The organism is Streptomyces sp. NPDC047880, from assembly GCF_040706515.1.
Taxonomy (GTDB): domain Bacteria; phylum Actinomycetota; class Actinomycetes; order Streptomycetales; family Streptomycetaceae; genus Streptomyces.
In genome coordinates this window covers 80,442-97,346 of the sequence record NZ_JBEZOK010000013.1, presented here as the reverse complement: position 1 = coordinate 97,346, position 16,905 = coordinate 80,442, and the positions used below count along the sequence as shown (strand labels likewise).

Below are 16,905 nucleotides of genomic sequence, written 5' to 3'. Positions count from 1 at the left end.
TCAGACCGTAGAGGGCGGCAGCGGCAACGGCAGCCCGGGTAGTCCGTCCAGGCTGGTGGCGATGTGCTCCTTCTTGCTGAAGTACGCGCTGAGGGACGCGTCGTCCTCCCGGGCGAACCGCTTGCCGTGCAGGTCCCGCTCCTCCTCGTACGTCATGAAGGGGACCGCGTAACCGCAGGTGTCGCGGATGAGTTCGGCGGTGACGACGATGATGGCGCGCAGGCCGTGCTGTGCCGGGTCGATGTCGGGGAAGTGCCCGAGCAGCTCACCGAAGCGGGGGTCGTCACGGAAGACCGGCTCGCCCCTGCCGTGCACGCGCACGATGTTCGGCGGGCCCTGGAAGGCACACCACATCAGCGTGATCCGCCCGTTCTCCCGCAGGTGGGCGATGGTCTCGGCGTTGGAGCCGGCGAAGTCGAGGTAGGCCACGGTGTGCTCGTCCAGCACCGTGAACGAGCCCTTGAGGCCCTTGGGGGAGAGGTTGACCGTGCCGTCGGCGGCCAGGGGCGCGGTCGCGGTGAAGAAGACCGGCTGCCCCTCGATGAACGTGCGGAGCCGGCCGTCTATGCGCTCATGAGTCTTTCCCACGACGAACGATTATGGCCGTAAATGTTTCGAGTGTCTAAGGAGTTGCGGGGTCCGGTCACCTCTGCCGGACCCCGCCGGCAGGCGTCGTCCGTGGCCGCCCCGGCCGGCGCTCCCACGGGGCGGCCACAGTGCCTGTCACCTCACTTGTTGAGGGTGCAGGCGGCCAGGGAGTCCAGGCCCTGGGGCTTGGCGGCGGTGCGTCCGATGGCGGTGGCGATGCGGTTGACGGTCGAGACGCGCTTGTCCTTGAGGGGGCCGAGGATGGCGTTCTGGACGAAGTTGGGGCCGCCCTGGCCGACGGTGTCGGCCAGGCGCTTGTTGGCTTCCTGGATCTGCGTGTTGAGCAGGGTGAGGTTGCGGTCGACCTCGGCCTTGGCGGACGCGGGGACGGCCGGGAGCTTGCTGCGGACGTCCGGGCAGGTGATCGTGCCGGCGCCGGCGTTGCCCGCATTGCCTGCGTTACCGGCGTTCCCTGCATTGCCGGTGTTGCCCGCGTTCCCTGCGTTGCCGCCCGCCTGCGGCTTGCCGGCCGCGCCGCCGCCCGCGTTGGTGCCCGCGCCGTTCAGCGTGCAGGCGGCCAGGGAGTCCAGGCCCTGGGGCTTGGCGGCGGTGCGTCCGATGGCGGTGGCGATGCGGTTGACGGTCGAGACGCGCTTGTCCTTGAGGGGGCCGAGGATGGCGTTCTGGACGAAGTTGGGGCCGCCCTGGCCGACGGTGTCGGCCAGGCGCTTGTTGGCTTCCTGGATCTGCGTGTTGAGCAGGGTGAGGTTGCGGTCGACCTCGGCCTTGGCGGACGCGGGGACGGCCGGGAGCTTGCTGCGGACGTCCGGGCAGGTGATCGTGCCGGGCCCGGCCAGCGTCCGGGCGTTCTTGGCGCCGCTGTCGGGCGTCTCCCCGGCGAGGGCGAAGCCGGCGATCACCGTGCCGGACAGCGCCACCGCGGCGGCGCCGCCGATGAGCGTGACGCGACGCTTGTTGTACTTCGGAAGAGCCCTGGACATGCGGATGCCTCACTAGGGGGTTGGGGGTGTCGTCGGGTTTCGTAACGCGGCGCCTGCGTTCGGCGAGAGGTACGGGTAAGCGGTTTCCTCCGTTCAAAGGATCTTTAAATTCCTCTCACGTGACCGGAAACAGCCCCTCGGCCCTGCTGGATTGACGAATCATGCAGCGGTCTGCATACTCATGCATGACGGTGAGGTACTTCCACCACCCCTTGAGGAGCGCAGCAGGTGAGCAGCAACAGCGGTGACGTCCGGCTCTGGGGCGGCCGGTTCGCCGACGGTCCCGCCGAGGCCCTGGCGAAGCTGTCCGCGTCCGTCCACTTCGACTGGCGGCTCGCGCCGTACGACATCGCCGGTTCGCGTGCCCACGCGCGCGTGCTGCACAAGGCGGGCCTGCTCACGGAGGACGAGCTGACCCGCATGATCGCCGGTCTCGACCAGCTGGAGGCGGACGTCGCCGACGGCTCCTTCGTGGGCACGATCGCCGACGAGGACGTGCACACCGCCCTGGAGCGCGGCCTCCTGGAGCGCCTCGGCCCCGACCTCGGCGGCAAGCTGCGCGCGGGCCGCTCCCGCAACGACCAGGTCGCGACCCTGTTCCGCATGTACCTGCGCGACCACGCCCGGATCGTCGGCGGCCTGATCGCCGAGCTCCAGGAGGCGCTGATCGGTCTGGCCGAGGCCCACCCCGACGTGGCGATGCCCGGCCGCACGCACCTTCAGCACGCCCAGCCCGTCCTCTTCGCCCACCACGTCCTGGCGCACGTCCAGTCCCTCTCCCGGGACGCGGAGCGGCTGCGCCAGTGGGACGCGCGGACCGCGGTCTCGCCCTACGGCTCGGGCGCCCTGGCGGGTTCCTCCCTCGGGCTGGACCCGGAGGCGGTGGCGAAGGACCTCGGGTTCGAACACGGCTCGGCCGGCAACTCCATCGACGGCACGGCCTCCCGGGACTTCGTCGCCGAGTTCGCCTTCATCACGGCGATGATCGGCGTCAACCTCTCCCGGATCGCCGAGGAGGTCATCATCTGGAACACGAAGGAGTTCTCCTTCGTGACCCTCCATGACGCGTTCTCGACGGGCTCGTCGATCATGCCGCAGAAGAAGAACCCGGACATCGCCGAGCTGGCCCGGGGCAAGTCGGGTCGCCTGATCGGCAACCTCACGGGTCTGATGGCCACGCTCAAGGCCCTCCCGCTCGCGTACAACCGCGACCTCCAGGAGGACAAGGAGCCGGTCTTCGACTCCATCGACCAGCTGGAGGTCCTGCTGCCTGCCTTCACCGGCATGATGGCCACCCTCACCGTCCACCGCGAGCGCATGGAGGAACTGGCCCCGGCCGGCTTCTCCCTCGCCACGGACATCGCCGAGTGGCTGGTGAAGCAGGGCGTGCCGTTCCGTGTGGCCCACGAGGTGGCGGGCGAGTGCGTGAAGGTCGCCGAGGCCGAGGGCAAGGAGCTGGACGAGCTGACCGACGACCAGTTCGCGAAGATCTCCGCCCACCTCACCCCCGAGGTCCGCACGGTCCTCAACGTCCCCGGCGCCCTGGCCTCCCGCAACGGCAGGGGCGGCACGGCCCCCAGCGCGGTCGCCGTCCAGCTGGCGGAGGTGAAGGCGGACGTGGCGGCCCAGCACGAGTGGGCCGTGGCCAAGAAGCAGGCCTGAGGGGGATCGCCCTCAGGGGCGCGGGGAACTGCGCGAGCGAGCGCAGGCGACCGCACCCGCCGAAACACCGCAACGGCCGAGCTCAGGGGCGAAGGTCATCGCGGGTTACGTTGGTCGTCAGCCGCCGACCGAACGGAGCCAGCGATGCCCTTCGCCCGTCTCGCAAACGCCACGACCCCCACCTGTCACATCGGACTGGGCCTCGCCGCCGTAGGACGCCCCGGCTACATCAACCTCGGCCGGGACGAAGACCTCGGAGAGGACCGCAGCGTCGAGACGCTCCGCACCCGCACGCACGAACTCCTCGACGCCGCCTACGCCCAGGGCGTCCGCTACTTCGACGCGGCCCGCTCCTACGGCCGCTCCGAGGAGTTCCTCGCCGGCTGGCTGAAGGACCGGCCCGGCCTCGACGACATCGTCGTGGGCAGCAAGTGGGGTTACACCTACACCGCCGACTGGTCCACCGACGCCGAGGAGCACGAGGTCAAGGACCACGGCCTCGCCACCTACGAACGCCAGCGCGCCGAGAGCGACGCCCTGCTCGGCGACCGGCTCGACCTCTACCAGATCCACTCGGTGACCCCGGACAGTCCGGCCCTCACCGACAAGGAGCTGCACGCGAAGCTCGCGGAGGCAGCCGCGCGGGGTCTCACCGTCGGGTTCTCCACCAGCGGCCCCGCCCAGGCCGACGCGATCCGCGCCGCCCTCGCCGTGACGGTCGACGGCGAACCCCTGTTCCGTACCGTGCAGTCCACGTACAACGCCCTGGAGACCTCCGCCGCCCCCGCGCTCGCCGAGGCCCACGACGCCGGGCTCACCGTGATCGTCAAGGAGGGCATGGCCAACGGCCGGCTCGCCGGGCCGCACGCCCCGGTCGTCCTGCGGGAGATCGCCGAGCAGACCGGGCTGGGCTGCGACGCGGTCGCCCTGGCCCTGGTCCTGCGGCAGCCCTGGGCCGGTGTCGTCCTCTCCGGTGCCGCCACCACCGGCCAGCTCGCCTCGAACCTGCACGCGGCGGTCGTCGACCTCGACGACGACCAACTGACCCGCCTCGCCACGCTGGTGGAGGAGCCGCAGGCGTACTGGCAGCGGCGCGCGCAGCTGCCCTGGCACTGATCACACCGTCACCTGCACCACCACGACAGTGGTGAGTCACGCATGCCCCGAGTGAGACAATCCTGTCTCATATGGATTAGGCTTGTCTCATGGCTGTCGATCCTGAGCACGTGCTGCGCGCCGCCGCCGCCCTGCTGACCCGCAAATCCACCGCGACCATGGACGAGGTCGCCAAGGCCGCCGGAATCAGCCGGGCCACGCTGCACCGTCACTTCGCCGGACGTGACGCCCTCGTCCTGGCACTGGAGGCACTCGGCATCGCGGAGTGCGAGGCGGCGCTGGACGCGGCCCGGCTCGACGAGGGCACGGCGAGCGAGGCGGTACGCCGACTGGTCGGGGCCATGGAGCCCGCCGCCGGACTGCTCGCGTTCCTCTATACGGAGAACCAGCTGTTCGAGGGCGAGGAGCAGAACGCGGGCTGGGCCACGATCGACGACCGGATCTCCGCCCTGTTCCGCCGCGGCCAGCTCGGCGGCGAATTCCGCATCGACCTCACACCCGCCTGGCTCACCGAGGCGCTCTACGGCCTCATGGCCTCCGGCGCCTGGATGGTGCACAGCGGCAAGGGCGCACCCAAGGACTTCCAGCACATGATCGTCGAGCTGCTGCTCGGCGGCGCACTCAGAAGAGAGGAATCATGACCAGCACCCTGCAGGCGGCGGAGACGACCGAGGCGGTGAAGCGCCCGGGCCGCTGGCTCGCGCTCGGCGTCCTCGTGCTCGCCGTGCTGCTGGTGGCCGTCGACGCGACCGTCCTCGGTCTCGCGACCCCCTACATCAGCGAGGACCTCAAGCCCTCCGGCACCCAGCTGCTGTGGATCGGCGACGTCTACTCGTTCGTCATCGCCGGTCTCCTCGTGTCCATGGGCAGCCTCGGCGACCGGATCGGCCGCAAGCGGATCCTGCTGGTCGGGGCCACGGCGTTCGGCGCGATATCCGTCGTCAACGCCTACGCCACCACGCCCGAGATGCTGATCGCCGCACGGGCGCTGCTCGGCGTCGCCGGAGCGACCCTCATGCCGGCGACGCTCGCCCTGATCCGCAACCTCTTCCACGACCCGCGCGAACGCAGTCTGGCCGTCGGCATCTGGGGCGCCACCGCCTCCGCCGGTACGGCGGTCGGACCGATCGTCGGCGGGTTCCTGCTGGAGCACTTCTGGTGGGGCTCGGTCTTCCTGATCAACCTGCCCGTGATGGCCGTCCTCGTCCTCGTCGGCATCAAGCTGCTGCCCGAGTCGCGCACCGCCGACCCCGGCCCCTGGGACCTGGTCAGCGTCGTCCTGTCGCTGGTCGGCATGATCGGCGTCGTGTACGCGATCAAGGAGGCCGCCACCCACGGCTTCGGATGGAGCACCCTGGCGGCCGGCCTGCTGGGCGCGGCCGCCCTGTACGGATTCGTACGCCGTCAGCTCAGGCTGCCGGCCCCGCTGCTGGACATGCGGCTGTTCCGGCACCGCGGCTTCAGCGGGGCGGTGCTGGCCGATCTGCTGACCATCCTCGGCCTGTCCGGACTGGTGTTCTTCCTGTCCCAGTACCTGCAACTCGTCCAGGGAAGGCGGCCGTTCGAGGCCGGGCTCGCCGAACTGCCCGCGGCCGTCGGTGCGGTGGCGGCCGGACTGGTCGCGGGGCGTGCGGCCCGGCGCTTCTCGGTGCGGGCCGTGGTCTGCGGGGGTCTCGCGGCGATCGGCGTCGCGCTGGCCGTGCTCACGATGCTCGGCCAGTCCACCGGCTACCCGCTGCTCGGGGCGGCACTGCTGGTGGTCGGCGTCGGGGCCGGCTTCTCGTTCACCGTGACCGCCGACGTGATCCTCTCCAGCGTGCCCAAGGAGCACGCGGGCTCCGCGTCCGCCGTGTCCGAGACGGCGTACGAGCTCGGTGCCGCACTCGGTATCGCCGCGCTGGGCTCCATCGTCACCGGCGTCTACCGCGACTTCACCGGCCCGGCGGGCACACCGGCCGCGGCCCACGAATCGCTGGGCGGCGCGGTCGAGGCGGCGGCGCACATGCCGGCTCACAGCGCGGGGACGATGCTGGACGCGGCCCGCGCGTCCTTCGTCGACGGCCTTGCGCTCGCGGCGGGCGTCGGCGCGGCCGTCCTGCTGGCCGCGGCGGTGGCGGCCTGGTTCCTGCTGCGGGGCCAGAAACTGGAAGACGGCGCAACGAAGCACCCGTGAGGCAATGCCCTCAGGGGCGCGGGGAACCGCGCAAGAACCGGCACGGGCCCGCACACGGCGACGCCCTGAAGGTCACGCCCTGAAGGGGGGGCGGGGATTTTCGCGAAACGGGCACGGGATTCCACCCCACCACGCCCTGGGAGCGATGCCCGAAGGGCCGCGGGGAACTGCACGACCAGCGCCCCCACAACCCGCAGCCGCTCACGGACCCGGCACCCCGAGCCCACCCGCGCCCCGAGAAACCTACGCCGCTTCCTTCGCCTTGCTCGCGTACATGTCCACGTACTCCTGCCCCGACAGCCGCATCACCTCGGCCATCACCGAGTCCGTCACGGCCCGCAGCACATAGCGGTCCCGGTCCATCCCCTCGTACCGGGAGAACTCCATGGCCTCGCCGAACCGCACCGTGACCTTCCCCGGACGGGGCAGCCCCGCCCCACCCGGCTGAAGCTTGTCCGTACCGATCATGGCGAACGGCACCACCGGCGCCCCCGTCATCAGGGTCAGCCGGGCGATCCCCGTCCGCCCTCGGTACAGACGGCCGTCGGGCGACCGCGTCCCCTCCGGGTAGATGCCGAACATGCGGCCTTCCTCCAGCACGCGCCGCCCGGTCATCAGCGCGGCGACACCGCCCCGGCCACCGTCCCGGTCCACCGGGATCATGCCGACGCCGGTGAAGAACCAGGCCATCAGCCGGCCCTTGAGGCCCTTGCCGGTCACGTACTCGTCCTTGCCGATGAAGACGACCTGACGGTCGCAGACCAGCGGCAGGATCATCGAGTCGATGAACGTCAGGTGGTTGCCGGCCAGGATGACCGGGCCGTCGCCGGGAATGTGCTCCGCACCCTCCACCTGAGGGCGGAACATCAGGCGCATGATCGGGCCGAGCACTGCCTTGATGAGCACGAAGCGGGACAACGGACCCTCCGGTGTCAAGGGGTTCTGTATGAGTCTGTGCAGGTGAGGACGATAGAGGACGATACTCGTGGCCCCGGGTGTCGCGCACATCGGGCACGGCGACTTCACCGAGGCCTTACGCACTGTTGACGCGTGTTTACCTGCGGTGGTGTGCCGCAGACGGTACGTAACGCGATGGACATGCTGTGACGCACATCGCCCCGGAGTCCACCGCACGCGTTCCCAGAACGGCACGCCCGAATCGAACATGATGCGACGAGCCGTCAATTCATCCTCCTCACCAGGCACTACGACATCCCGCGTCACCCGCGTGTTCCACCCCGGGTCTCCCAACGGTCATGTACGCGCCCCTACGATCGGCCCGCACGGACGAGCCGCGACGGCAGGGAGGGCGCTCATGGGAACACAGGAGTCGAACGAAGAAACGAGCGGTACGGGACGGCGGGCCCTGCTCGGCGCCGCGGTCCTCGGGGCCGGCGGAGCGGTCCTCGGCATGGCCGGCACGGCACGCGCCGACGGAGCCCGGCACGGCGGCGGCCACGGCGGCGTCAAGGGCCTGCCCAAGCCGACGATCATCGGCCACCGCGGTGCCAGCGGCTACCGCCCCGAGCACACCTTCGGTTCGTACCAGCTCGCCCTCGACCTGGGTGCCGACATCGTCGAGGCGGGCGACCTGGTGCCCACCAGGGACGGGCACCTGGTCTGCCGCCACGAGCCGGAGATCGGCGGCACCACGGACGTTGCCGACCACCCCGAGTTCGCCGGACGCAGGAAGACCAAGCTGCTCGACGGCGTCTCCACCACCGGCTGGTTCACCGAGGACTTCACGCTCGCCGAGCTGAAGACCCTGCGCGCGGTCGAGCGCATCCCGGCCAACCGCCCGCACAACACGCTCTACAACGGCCGCTGGGAGATCCCCACCTTCGAAGAGGTCCTCAGGTGGCAGGACGAGCAGACCCGCAAGCGCGGCAGGCAGGTGTGGATCTACCCCGAGCTGAAGCACCCCACCTACTTCCGCAAGCAGGGCCTGCCCCTGGAGGAGCGGGTCGCCAAGCTGCTGCGCACGTACCGCAAGGACCGGCGTACCTCCCCGGTCATCCTCCAGTCCTTCGAGCCGACCAGCATCCAGCGCCTGCACAAGATCGTCGACAACCCGCTGGTCGTCCTGCTGTCCTCGGCCGGCTCCCGCCCCTGGGACTTCGTCGAGACCGGCGACCCGCGCACGGTCGCCGACCTGGTCAAGCCGGCCGGCCTGCGCGAGATCGCCTCCTACGCGCAGGGCATCGGCCCGACCCTGGACCTGGTCATCCCGCGCGACGCCCAGGGCAGACTCACCAAGCCGACGACCCTGGTCTCCGACGCGCACCGGGTCGGTCTGGTCCTGCACCCGTACACCATGCGCAACGAGAACCCCTTCCTGCCCGCCGACTTCCGCAAGGGCACGGACGCGGACGCCTACGGTGACGTCTTCGGCGCCTACAAGGCGTACTTCGCGACCGGCATCGACGGCGTCTTCACCGACCAGCCCGACACGGGCCTGCTGGCCCGCGAGGACTTCAACGGCTGACCCCCCGTCAACAGCCGGGGCCGCACCCCCCGGTCGAGTGAGCTTCGGCCGCCCGGGCAACCCGTCGCCCGGGCGGCCGCGTCGCTTCGCATATGACGCACGACCTGGTCACCGCCCTGCGCCCGCTGCTCACCGCCGAGGCCTCCGCCGAGGCATATTCCAACGGAACCGAGCCGGGCGACCTGGAGCAGGCGGTCTGGCTCCGCCTGCTGGAGCGCCTCGACGCGGAGGATCCGCCGCTCGACCCCGAGCAGTGGCTGCGCCGCGCCGTCCGCTCCGAGGTGCGCCGCACCCGCCGCAGGCACCGCATCGAACGGCCGTACGCCGGAGAACCGGTCGACGACCAGGAGCGCGACCCCGAACAGCTCGCTCTCGCCATGGCCCGCGGCCGGGCCCTGCGCGAGGCCGTGCGCCGCCTCCCGGGTCGCTGCCCCCGGCTGATGGAAGCGCTGCTCTCGCCGGAGGACCTGACATACCGGGAAATCGCAGGGGAGTTGGGTATCTCACAGGGGAGTCTTGGCCCGGAACGTTCCAGATGCCTGGGATGTCTCAGGAGATTGCTGACACCGGAGGTTGCGGCCTGCTGAGGACGGGGATAGGAGTGGGGACGACAGGTGATCAGATGAGCGGGAGGCGTGCGCACATGGGCATGAGCGTGACCATCTCTGCGGCGACCGAGCAGGACGCGGAGCAGATCTTCAGACTGCAGTACCTGTGCTTCCAGTCGGAGGCGGCGCTGTACGGGAACTACCGCATCGACCCGCTCGTCCAAACCCTCGACTCGGTCCGCGAGGAGGTCACCCACGACTGCGTCTTCGTGGCCCGGCTCGGCGAGGAGGTCGTCGGCTCGGTCCGCGGCTCCGTCACGGAGGACGGCGCCGCGGCGATCGGCAAGCTCTGCGTCCACCCGCGCCTCCAGGGTCACGGCATCGGAGCCCGTCTCCTCCGGGCGGCCGAGTCGGCCCTCGCCGACCATCATGGCGCCACCCGTTTCCGCCTCCACACGGGCCACCGCAGTGAGGGCAACCTCCGCCTCTACCGCAAGGTCGGCTACGAGACGGTGGGCAGGTCCCAGGGCGCCGACGGCGTACCGATGATCATCCTGGAGAAGCCGGCGAGCACGTACGCGGCGACGGCGTGATGATCGGCCTTCTCTAGGGGTGCGGGGAACTGCGCGACGAGCCGCAGAGGGCCCGCAGCCGCCTGATCACCTCAGGCGGCATCCCCGTCCCGCGGACGCGAAGCCCGCAGCCAGTAAATGGCGGACAACGGCAAGAGCACGGGAATGAAGAGGTACCCCATCCCGAAGTCCGACCACACGGTCGCGTCCGGGAAGGCGGACGGCTCGACGAGGGTCCAGGTCCCCACGGTCAGCACCCCCACCAACTCGGCGACACAGCACGCCAGCGCGACCCTCCGGGCCGCCTCCCCGCCCCGCACCAGCGTGTACGTGATGAACCCGTACACGACACCGGCCACGGCCGACAGTGAGTACGCCAGCGGCGCCCGGTCGAACTCCGTCGCGATCTGATACGCGGACCGCGACACCGCCCCCACGACCATCACGCCGTACAGCCACACCAGCAGCGTGCCCGGTCCGCTGATCAGCCGGCGCCGGCTCACCTCAGCCTCCCCAGATGTCATAGAGGCGCACCTCCAGCACCGCCAGCACCACACCGCCGGCGGCCACCGTCACCGAACCCCACCGGGTCCGCTCGGCCAGCGACATGAACCCCGCCGCCGGGACGCACGCGAACGCCCCGAGCAGATACGCCACGAAGATCGTCGTGCCCTGCTCCGGCTTCTCGCCCTGCGCGAGCAGCACGATCCCCACGGCCAGCTGGATCAGCGACAGCACTGTGACCACGGCCATCCCGATGAAGTGCCAGTCCTTCGTCGGCTGGTCGCGGTAGGCCGCCCAGCCGCACCAGGCGGCGAGCAGCAGCGCGGCGACGCCGGTCACCAGCGTCAGGGCATTCAGCATGCAGCGACCTTATTACGGCCGAAAAGGCCCCCTGCTTCCGGCCCTGGCCTGCGTCGTAGGGTCGAGGGCATGACGATCCACGCCCGGGCCCTGCTGTTCGACAACGACGGAACCCTCGTTTCCTCCCTCGCCTCGGTGGACCGCTGCTGGACGCGGTGGGCCGCGGAGTACGGGATCACGGCCGAGCAGTTCGCGCGCATCGAACTGCACGGGCGGCCGGCCGCCGAGATAGCCGCCGACCTGCTGCCCGCCGAGGTCGTACCGGCCGCCGTCGCGCGGATCGAGGATCTGGAGGTGGAGGACGTACCCAACGGCGGTGTGCACCTGCTGCCGGGCACCCGGGCCTTCCTCGACGCGCTGCCCGCCGAACGCTGGGCCGTCGTCACCTCGGCCACCCGGCGCCTCGCCGAGGCCCGGCTCGACGCCGTCGGCATCCTGCCCAAGACGCTCGTCGCCGCCGACGACATCACCCGCGGCAAGCCCGACCCGGAGCCCTACCTGCTCGCCGCCCGCACCCTCGGCGTCGACCCCGCCCACTGCGTCGTCTTCGAGGACGCCCCCGCGGGTCTGGCGGCCGGTCGCGCCGCCGGCATGACCACCGTGGCGTTGACCACAACCCACCACGCCCACGAACTCCGGGCCGATCTGGTCGTCGAGAACCTGTCCGCCTTGTCGGCACTGGTCACCGAGCAGGGCGTGGAGATCTCCGTGCGCCACTGATGGCCCGGACTCCGTCCACCGCTGTCCAGCATGTGGACAGCGGAGGGCTGGTCAGGACCGTACGCGTGTTTTACTGACGACATGACCACGACGAGCGACCGCATCCCCGCGACCGAGGCGACCCTGACGCCCGGTGCTCGTTGTATGTGTCGAATGTGCGCCTTCTAGAGGGCCCCTGCACCACCCCTGAGCTCGCGCCCCGAAGCGAGACGCGGCCCGTCCGCACGCCCTGAGCGCTGCGTGACCCGAGGCCGCCCCGCGCACATGTTCTCCCGGTTCCACTCCCCAGCGAGAACCGTGTCGCGTCCCTGACCGAATGCACCTGTGCCCGGGCACACCCACGCCCGCGCACTCGACAGTGACGGAATCCCAGTGATCACCACCTCGGGCCTGACCAAGGTCTACCGTGCACGCGGCCGCGAGGTCACCGCCCTGGACGGCGTCGACCTGCACGTCCGCGAAGGCGAGGTGTACGGCGTCATCGGCCAGTCCGGCGCCGGCAAGTCCTCGCTCATCCGCTGCGTCAACCTGCTGGAACGACCCACCGCCGGCACCGTGACCGTCGCCGGGCAGGACCTGACCGCCCTGGCCGGCCGCGGCCCGCGCGCCGGCCGGGAACTGCGGCAGGCGCGCAGCCGCATCGGCATGGTCTTCCAGCACTTCAACCTGTTGTCCTCCCGGACCGTCCAGGACAACGTCGAGCTGCCGCTGGAGATCCTCGGGAGGTCCGGGCAGGAACGCTCCCGCAAGGCGCTGGAGCTGCTCGACCTGGTCGGTCTCGCCGACAAGGCCAAGTCCTACCCGGCGCAGCTCTCCGGTGGCCAGAAGCAGCGCGTCGGCATCGCCCGCGCCCTCGCCGGCGACCCCAAGGTGCTGCTGTCCGACGAGGCCACCAGCGCCCTCGACCCGGAGACCACCCGCTCGATCCTGGCGCTGCTGCGCGACCTGAACCGGCAACTCGGCCTGACCGTCCTGCTGATCACCCACGAGATGGACGTCGTGAAGTCGGTCTGCGACTCGGCCGCCCTCATGGAGAACGGGCGCATCGTCGAGTCGGGCACGGTCAGCGAGCTGCTGGCGACCCCGGGCTCCGAACTGGCCGCCGCGCTGTTCCCGCTCGACGGCGAGGCCTCCGGCGAGGACCGCACGGTCGTCGACGTCACCTTCCAGGGCGAGAGCGCCACCCAGCCCGTCATCTCACAGCTCGCCCGCACCTACAACATCGACATATCGATCCTCGGTGCCGCCATCGACACCGTCGGCGGCCTCCAGGTCGGCCGGATGCGCATCGAGCTGCCCGGCCGTTACGAGGACAACGTCGTGCCGATCGGCTTCCTGCGTGAACAGGGCCTCCAGATCGACGTCCCGGGCCACGAGTCCGAACTGGTGAAGGAAGGTGCGAAGTGACCTGGTCCGAGATGCAGCCCCTGCTGGAGCAGGCGTGCTGGGACACCCTCTACATGGTCGGCTGGTCCACGCTCATCGCCGTCGTGGGCGGACTGCCGCTCGGCGTCCTGCTGGTCCTCACCGACCGTGGGGGCCTCCTGCAGAACCTCGCCGCCAACAAGGTCATCGGGCAGGTCGTGAACATCGCCCGCTCCCTGCCTTTCATCATCCTGATGGTCGCGCTGATGGGCTTCACCCGCTCGATCACCGGGACGACCATCGGCCGCGAGGCCGCCATCGTGCCGCTCGCCGTCGGCGCCATCCCGTTCTTCGCGCGCCTGGTCGAGACGGCCGTCCGCGAAGTGGACCACGGGCTCGTCGAGGCCGTGCAGTCCATGGGCGGCAACACCTGGACCATCGTCCGCAAGGTCCTCGTCCCCGAGTCCCTGCCGTCGCTGATCTCCAGCACCACCACCACGATCGTCGCCCTCATCGGCTACTCGGCCATGGCGGGCACGGTCGGCGCCGGCGGACTCGGAGACATCGCCATCCGCTACGGCTACCAGCGCTTCGAGACCCAGCTGATGTGGATCACCGTCGCGATCCTCGCCGTCGTCATCTCGGGCATCCAGTTCGCCGGCGACTACGCGGCCCGGTCCCTGCACCGCCGCGGCGCCCACTCCGGCCCCGCCCCCAAACTGCGGCTCCTCAAAGCCGCCTCCTGAACCCCCCGTCCACCCACGACGGGGTCGCACCACTCGCAAGGTCATAAGGAAAGGCACTTTTCGTGCGTAACACCGCCAAGATCACCACCGCCGTCCTCGCCGCCGGAGCCCTCACCCTCGGGCTCAGCGCCTGCGGCGCGGACAGCTCCGACACCGACGGCCCCCTGATCGTCGCCGCCAGCCCCGTCCCGCACGCCGAGATCCTGAACTTCGTCAAGGACAACCTGGCGGAGAAGGAGGGCCTCGACCTGCAGGTCAAGGAGTTCACCGACTACGTCACGCCGAACACGGCGACGCAGGACGGCTCCGTCGGCGCCAACTACTTCCAGAACAAGCCGTACCTCGACGACTTCAACAAGAAGAACGGCACCGACATCGTGCCCGTCGTCACGGTCCACCTGGAGCCGCTCGGCCTGTACTCCCACAAGGTCAAGAAGGCCGACGACCTGAAGAGCGGTGCGACCGTCGCCATCCCCAACGACACGGTCAACGAGGCCCGCGCCCTCAAGCTCCTCGCCGCCGACGGGCTCATCACCCTCAAGGCGGGCGTCGGCAACGAGGCGACCCCCTCCGACGTCACCAAGAACCCCAAGAACCTCAAGTTCAAGGAGCTGGAGGCGGCCCAGACCCCCCGCTCCCTCGACGACGTGGACGCCGCCGTGGTCAACGGCAACTACGCCATCGAGTCCGACCTCGAGCCCTCCAAGGACGCCCTCGTCCTGGAGTCCCCGAAGAACAACCCCTACGGCAACTTCCTCGCCGTGAAGAAGGGCAACGAGGACGACCCGCGGGTGAAGAAGCTCGCCAAGCTCCTCACCTCGCCGGAGGTCAAGAAGTTCATCCAGGACAAGTACGCCGGCTCCGTGCTCGCGTCCTTCTGAGCCCACGTCCGGCACTCTCGCGCACGGGGCCCTTCCCCCCACTCGGTGGGGAGGGTCCCGTGGTGCGGATCAGTGCTTTCATGCTGCATGCTGGGCAGTTCAGCATGCCCTGAAGGTTCACCGAAGGTTACGGAGCGGCGCATGACGAGCACCTTCCCCAACATCTCCATCAGCACGGAGCGGTTGGTGCTGCGCCCCCTCGACGAAGACGACGTCGCCTCCCTGGCCGCGATGATGAACGACGAACAGGTGGCGGCCTGGACCTCCGTGCCCCAGCCCTTCACGGAGAGCGGCGCCCGCACCTGGATCACCGACTGCGCCCCCACACAGCGCACCGAGGGACACGGCATCGACTTCGCCGTCACCGAGTTCCTCACCCAGCGCCTGGTCGGCGTCATCCAGCTCACCAAGACCAACTGGCACGTCCGCTCCACCGAGCTGTCGTACATCATCGCCCCCTGGGCGCGGGGTGAGGGTTACGCCTCCGAGGCCGCCCTCGTCACCGCCCAGTGGCTCTTCACGGACCAGAAGTTCGAGCGCATCGAACTGCGCACGGCGGCCGACAACACCGCCTCCCAGCAGGTCGCTCAGAAGATCGGCTGTATCAGCGAGGGCGTGCTGCGCAACGCCTGCATAGCCCGGGCCCGTGCCGAGGACGGCACGTGGACCGAGGTACGCACCGACTTCATCGTCTGGAGCCTGCTCCCCGAGGACCTGGAAGGCGTCGGCGAACAGCTCCGCGACGGCTTCACGTCCTTCGGCGACTGGAACTGACCGGAACCTCCCGGAGGACGACGGTGACGACGACACCGAAGCTCCCTCCGACACCTCCACCGGGTACCCTCACGGAACCCGCCCCCGGGCTGCTCCCCACCACGCCACGCAGGCCACCTGCGAAAACCCCTGGAGACTGACGACGATGGCCGACCGGGTCACGGTGATCGGCTGGGACGGTTCGCCGCTGACCGCCGCGGCGAGGGCCGCCCTGGGCGCCGCCACGCTCGTGGCCGGCGCCGCCCACCACCTGGCGCTCCCCGAGGTGCCCGCCGGCGCCGAGCGCATCCGCCTCGGCAGTGTCGCCCTCGCCGCCCGCCGCATCGCCGCCCACCGCGGCACGGCCGTCGTCCTCGCCGACGGCGACCCGGGCTTCTTCGGCGTCGTACGCGCCCTCCGGGCCCCCGAGTTCGGCCTCGAGGTGGAGGTCGTCCCCGCCGTCTCCTCCGTCGCTGCCGCCTTCGCCCGCGCGGGCATGCCCTGGGACGACGCACAGGTGGTCGTCGCACACCCCCGCACCCTGCGGCGGGCGGTCAACGTATGCCGAGCCCACACCAAGGTGGCGGTTCTCACCTCACCCGGGGCAGGCCCCGCCGAACTCGGCCTGCTCCTCGAAGGAGTCCACCGCTCCTTCGTCATCTGCGAGGAACTCGGCACCGCCCGCGAGCGGGTCTCCGTCGTCACCTCCGACAAGGCCGCCGACCACACCTGGCGCGACCCCAACGTCGTCATCGTCCTCGGCGGCCCGGCCCGGCCGGACACGGCGGGGGAGACCGGCGGCTGGATCTCCGGCCGCGATCCGTCCGCCGGACCCCGCGGCTGGACCCTGCCCGCCGACGCCTACGGCGTGCACCTCGGCGAGGGCGAGACCCAGTTGCTGCGCGCCTCCCAACTGGCTCACCTCGGGCCCCGCGTCGGCGACCTCGTCTGGGACATCGGCTGCGGCAGCGGCGCCTTCGCCGTCGAGGCCGCCCGTGCCGGTGCGGCCGTCCTCGCCGTCGACGGCGACCGGACCGCCTGCGCCCGCACCGACGCCACGGCCCGCCGCCTCGGTGTCCAGCTCCAGATCGTGCACGGCACCGCCCCGCACGTCCTGGAGAACCTCCCCGAACCGGATGTCGTCCGGGTCGGCGGCGGGGGAGCGGCCGTCGTCTCGGCGGTCGCCGACCGCCGCCCGCAGCGCATCGTCACGCACGCCGCCACCCGCGACGCCGCCGAACTCATCGGCCGCGACCTGACCGAGCACGGCTACCACGTCGAGTGCGCCCTGCTCCAGTCCGTCGAACTCGACACCAAGGCCTGGACGGAGAAGGAGCGGAGCGTCGCGTTCCTGCTCAGCGGCGTCCTGCCGAAGCGCGGCGCCTGACCCCGCGTCCGTCCCCACGACCGTCCCCGTGATCGGTTTGTCGT

18 protein-coding genes are annotated in these 16,905 nt (G+C 70.6%); 13 read left to right on the top strand and 5 right to left on the bottom strand.

What is annotated here, in order from left to right; genetic code table 11:
• Together AB0937_RS20740 and AB0937_RS20735 are read right to left on the bottom strand one after the other, a co-directional pair.
• The gene (locus tag AB0937_RS20740) at window positions 1–588 is read right to left on the bottom strand and encodes a pyridoxamine 5'-phosphate oxidase family protein (RefSeq protein ID WP_366713554.1); all 588 of its coding nucleotides are present in this window, start codon (window positions 586–588) and stop codon (window positions 1–3) included.
• Between the two features lie 140 nt (window positions 589–728).
• Window positions 729–1,589, bottom strand: coding sequence for a hypothetical protein (locus AB0937_RS20735; RefSeq protein WP_366713552.1), 861 nt, complete (start codon window positions 1,587–1,589; stop codon window positions 729–731).
• 228 nt (window positions 1,590–1,817) lie between these two features.
• On the opposite strand from AB0937_RS20735, the gene argH reads away from it, so the two are divergent.
• The 4 genes from argH (at window position 1,818) to AB0937_RS20715 (ending at window position 6,540) form a co-directional block, all read left to right on the top strand.
• Window positions 1,818–3,251 carry an argininosuccinate lyase gene (argH, locus tag AB0937_RS20730; protein WP_366713551.1) on the top strand — a complete coding sequence of 478 codons (1,434 nt, stop codon included), beginning with the start codon at window positions 1,818–1,820 and terminating at the stop codon, window positions 3,249–3,251.
• Between the two features lie 144 nt (window positions 3,252–3,395).
• On the top strand, window positions 3,396–4,367 hold the full coding sequence (locus tag AB0937_RS20725; RefSeq protein WP_366713549.1) for an aldo/keto reductase: 972 nt from the start codon (window positions 3,396–3,398) through the stop codon (window positions 4,365–4,367).
• 89 nt (window positions 4,368–4,456) lie between these two features.
• On the top strand, window positions 4,457–5,008 hold the full coding sequence (locus AB0937_RS20720) for a helix-turn-helix domain-containing protein (protein ID WP_366713547.1): 552 nt from the start codon (window positions 4,457–4,459) through the stop codon (window positions 5,006–5,008).
• Complete coding sequence (locus AB0937_RS20715) at window positions 5,005–6,540, top strand: MFS transporter (protein ID WP_366713545.1); 1,536 nt, start codon at window positions 5,005–5,007, stop codon at window positions 6,538–6,540. The genes AB0937_RS20720 and AB0937_RS20715 overlap by 4 nt, the downstream gene beginning before the upstream one ends.
• 243 nt (window positions 6,541–6,783) lie before the next feature.
• Here AB0937_RS20715 and AB0937_RS20710 read toward each other — a convergent pair whose 3' ends face one another.
• Entirely contained in the window at window positions 6,784–7,458 is a 675-nt protein-coding gene (locus AB0937_RS20710; protein ID WP_344454500.1) for a lysophospholipid acyltransferase family protein, read from the bottom strand.
• A 397-nt stretch (window positions 7,459–7,855) separates the two neighbouring features.
• Between AB0937_RS20710 and AB0937_RS20705 the strand changes: the two genes are divergently transcribed.
• The 3 genes from AB0937_RS20705 to AB0937_RS20695 all read left to right on the top strand — a co-directional run bounded on the left by AB0937_RS20705 (window position 7,856) and on the right by AB0937_RS20695 (window position 10,166).
• Entirely contained in the window at window positions 7,856–9,025 is a 1,170-nt protein-coding gene (locus AB0937_RS20705; RefSeq protein WP_366713542.1) for a glycerophosphodiester phosphodiesterase, read from the top strand.
• A 92-nt stretch (window positions 9,026–9,117) separates the two neighbouring features.
• Entirely contained in the window at window positions 9,118–9,612 is a 495-nt protein-coding gene (locus tag AB0937_RS20700; RefSeq protein ID WP_366713540.1) for a sigma-70 family RNA polymerase sigma factor, read from the top strand.
• Between the two features lie 56 nt (window positions 9,613–9,668).
• Complete coding sequence (locus AB0937_RS20695; RefSeq protein ID WP_366713677.1) at window positions 9,669–10,166, top strand: GNAT family N-acetyltransferase; 498 nt, start codon at window positions 9,669–9,671, stop codon at window positions 10,164–10,166.
• Between the two features lie 71 nt (window positions 10,167–10,237).
• Here the strand turns inward: AB0937_RS20695 and AB0937_RS20690 are convergent, their stop codons facing one another.
• On the bottom strand, window positions 10,238–10,669 hold the full coding sequence (locus AB0937_RS20690; protein ID WP_366713539.1) for a hypothetical protein: 432 nt from the start codon (window positions 10,667–10,669) through the stop codon (window positions 10,238–10,240).
• Entirely contained in the window at window positions 10,650–11,009 is a 360-nt protein-coding gene (locus tag AB0937_RS20685; RefSeq protein ID WP_366713537.1) for a hypothetical protein, read from the bottom strand. The genes AB0937_RS20690 and AB0937_RS20685 overlap by 20 nt, the downstream gene beginning before the upstream one ends.
• Before the next feature lie 69 nt (window positions 11,010–11,078).
• Between AB0937_RS20685 and AB0937_RS20680 the strand changes: the two genes are divergently transcribed.
• From AB0937_RS20680 to cbiE, 6 genes are all read left to right on the top strand, one after another.
• Entirely contained in the window at window positions 11,079–11,729 is a 651-nt protein-coding gene (locus tag AB0937_RS20680) for an HAD-IA family hydrolase (protein WP_366713536.1), read from the top strand.
• 372 nt (window positions 11,730–12,101) lie between these two features.
• On the top strand, window positions 12,102–13,136 hold the full coding sequence (locus AB0937_RS20675; RefSeq protein WP_366713535.1) for an ATP-binding cassette domain-containing protein: 1,035 nt from the start codon (window positions 12,102–12,104) through the stop codon (window positions 13,134–13,136).
• Window positions 13,133–13,840: a methionine ABC transporter permease gene (locus AB0937_RS20670; protein WP_366713533.1), complete on the top strand. Its 708-nt coding sequence runs from the start codon at window positions 13,133–13,135 to the stop codon at window positions 13,838–13,840. The genes AB0937_RS20675 and AB0937_RS20670 overlap by 4 nt, the downstream gene beginning before the upstream one ends.
• A gap of 62 nt (window positions 13,841–13,902) precedes the next feature.
• Complete coding sequence (locus tag AB0937_RS20665; RefSeq protein WP_366713532.1) at window positions 13,903–14,721, top strand: MetQ/NlpA family ABC transporter substrate-binding protein; 819 nt, start codon at window positions 13,903–13,905, stop codon at window positions 14,719–14,721.
• 141 nt (window positions 14,722–14,862) lie between these two features.
• Window positions 14,863–15,495, top strand: a complete 633-nt coding sequence (locus tag AB0937_RS20660) for a GNAT family N-acetyltransferase (RefSeq protein ID WP_366713530.1) — start codon at window positions 14,863–14,865, stop codon at window positions 15,493–15,495.
• Window positions 15,496–15,640: 145 nt separating this feature from the next.
• A complete protein-coding gene (gene cbiE / locus AB0937_RS20655; RefSeq protein ID WP_366713529.1) occupies window positions 15,641–16,861 on the top strand; it encodes a precorrin-6y C5,15-methyltransferase (decarboxylating) subunit CbiE in 1,221 nt (406 codons plus the stop codon).
• Window positions 16,862–16,905: the final 44 nt, after the last annotated feature.

Coding starts and splice junctions, on each gene's coding strand:
- AB0937_RS20735 (WP_366713552.1), bottom strand. CDS start 1,589: ATGTCCAGGGCTCTTCCGAAGTACAACAAGCGTCGCGTCACGCTCATC.
- AB0937_RS20725 (WP_366713549.1), top strand. CDS start 3,396: ATGCCCTTCGCCCGTCTCGCAAACGCCACGACCCCCACCTGTCACATC.
- AB0937_RS20720 (WP_366713547.1), top strand. CDS start 4,457: ATGGCTGTCGATCCTGAGCACGTGCTGCGCGCCGCCGCCGCCCTGCTG.
- AB0937_RS20715 (WP_366713545.1), top strand. CDS start 5,005: ATGACCAGCACCCTGCAGGCGGCGGAGACGACCGAGGCGGTGAAGCGC.
- AB0937_RS20705 (WP_366713542.1), top strand. CDS start 7,856: ATGGGAACACAGGAGTCGAACGAAGAAACGAGCGGTACGGGACGGCGG.
- AB0937_RS20700 (WP_366713540.1), top strand. CDS start 9,118: ATGACGCACGACCTGGTCACCGCCCTGCGCCCGCTGCTCACCGCCGAG.
- AB0937_RS20695 (WP_366713677.1), top strand. CDS start 9,669: ATGGGCATGAGCGTGACCATCTCTGCGGCGACCGAGCAGGACGCGGAG.
- AB0937_RS20690 (WP_366713539.1), bottom strand. CDS start 10,669: ATGACATCTGGGGAGGCTGAGGTGAGCCGGCGCCGGCTGATCAGCGGA.
- AB0937_RS20685 (WP_366713537.1), bottom strand. CDS start 11,009: ATGCTGAATGCCCTGACGCTGGTGACCGGCGTCGCCGCGCTGCTGCTC.
- AB0937_RS20680 (WP_366713536.1), top strand. CDS start 11,079: ATGACGATCCACGCCCGGGCCCTGCTGTTCGACAACGACGGAACCCTC.
- AB0937_RS20660 (WP_366713530.1), top strand. CDS start 14,863: ATGACGAGCACCTTCCCCAACATCTCCATCAGCACGGAGCGGTTGGTG.
- cbiE (WP_366713529.1), top strand. CDS start 15,641: ATGGCCGACCGGGTCACGGTGATCGGCTGGGACGGTTCGCCGCTGACC.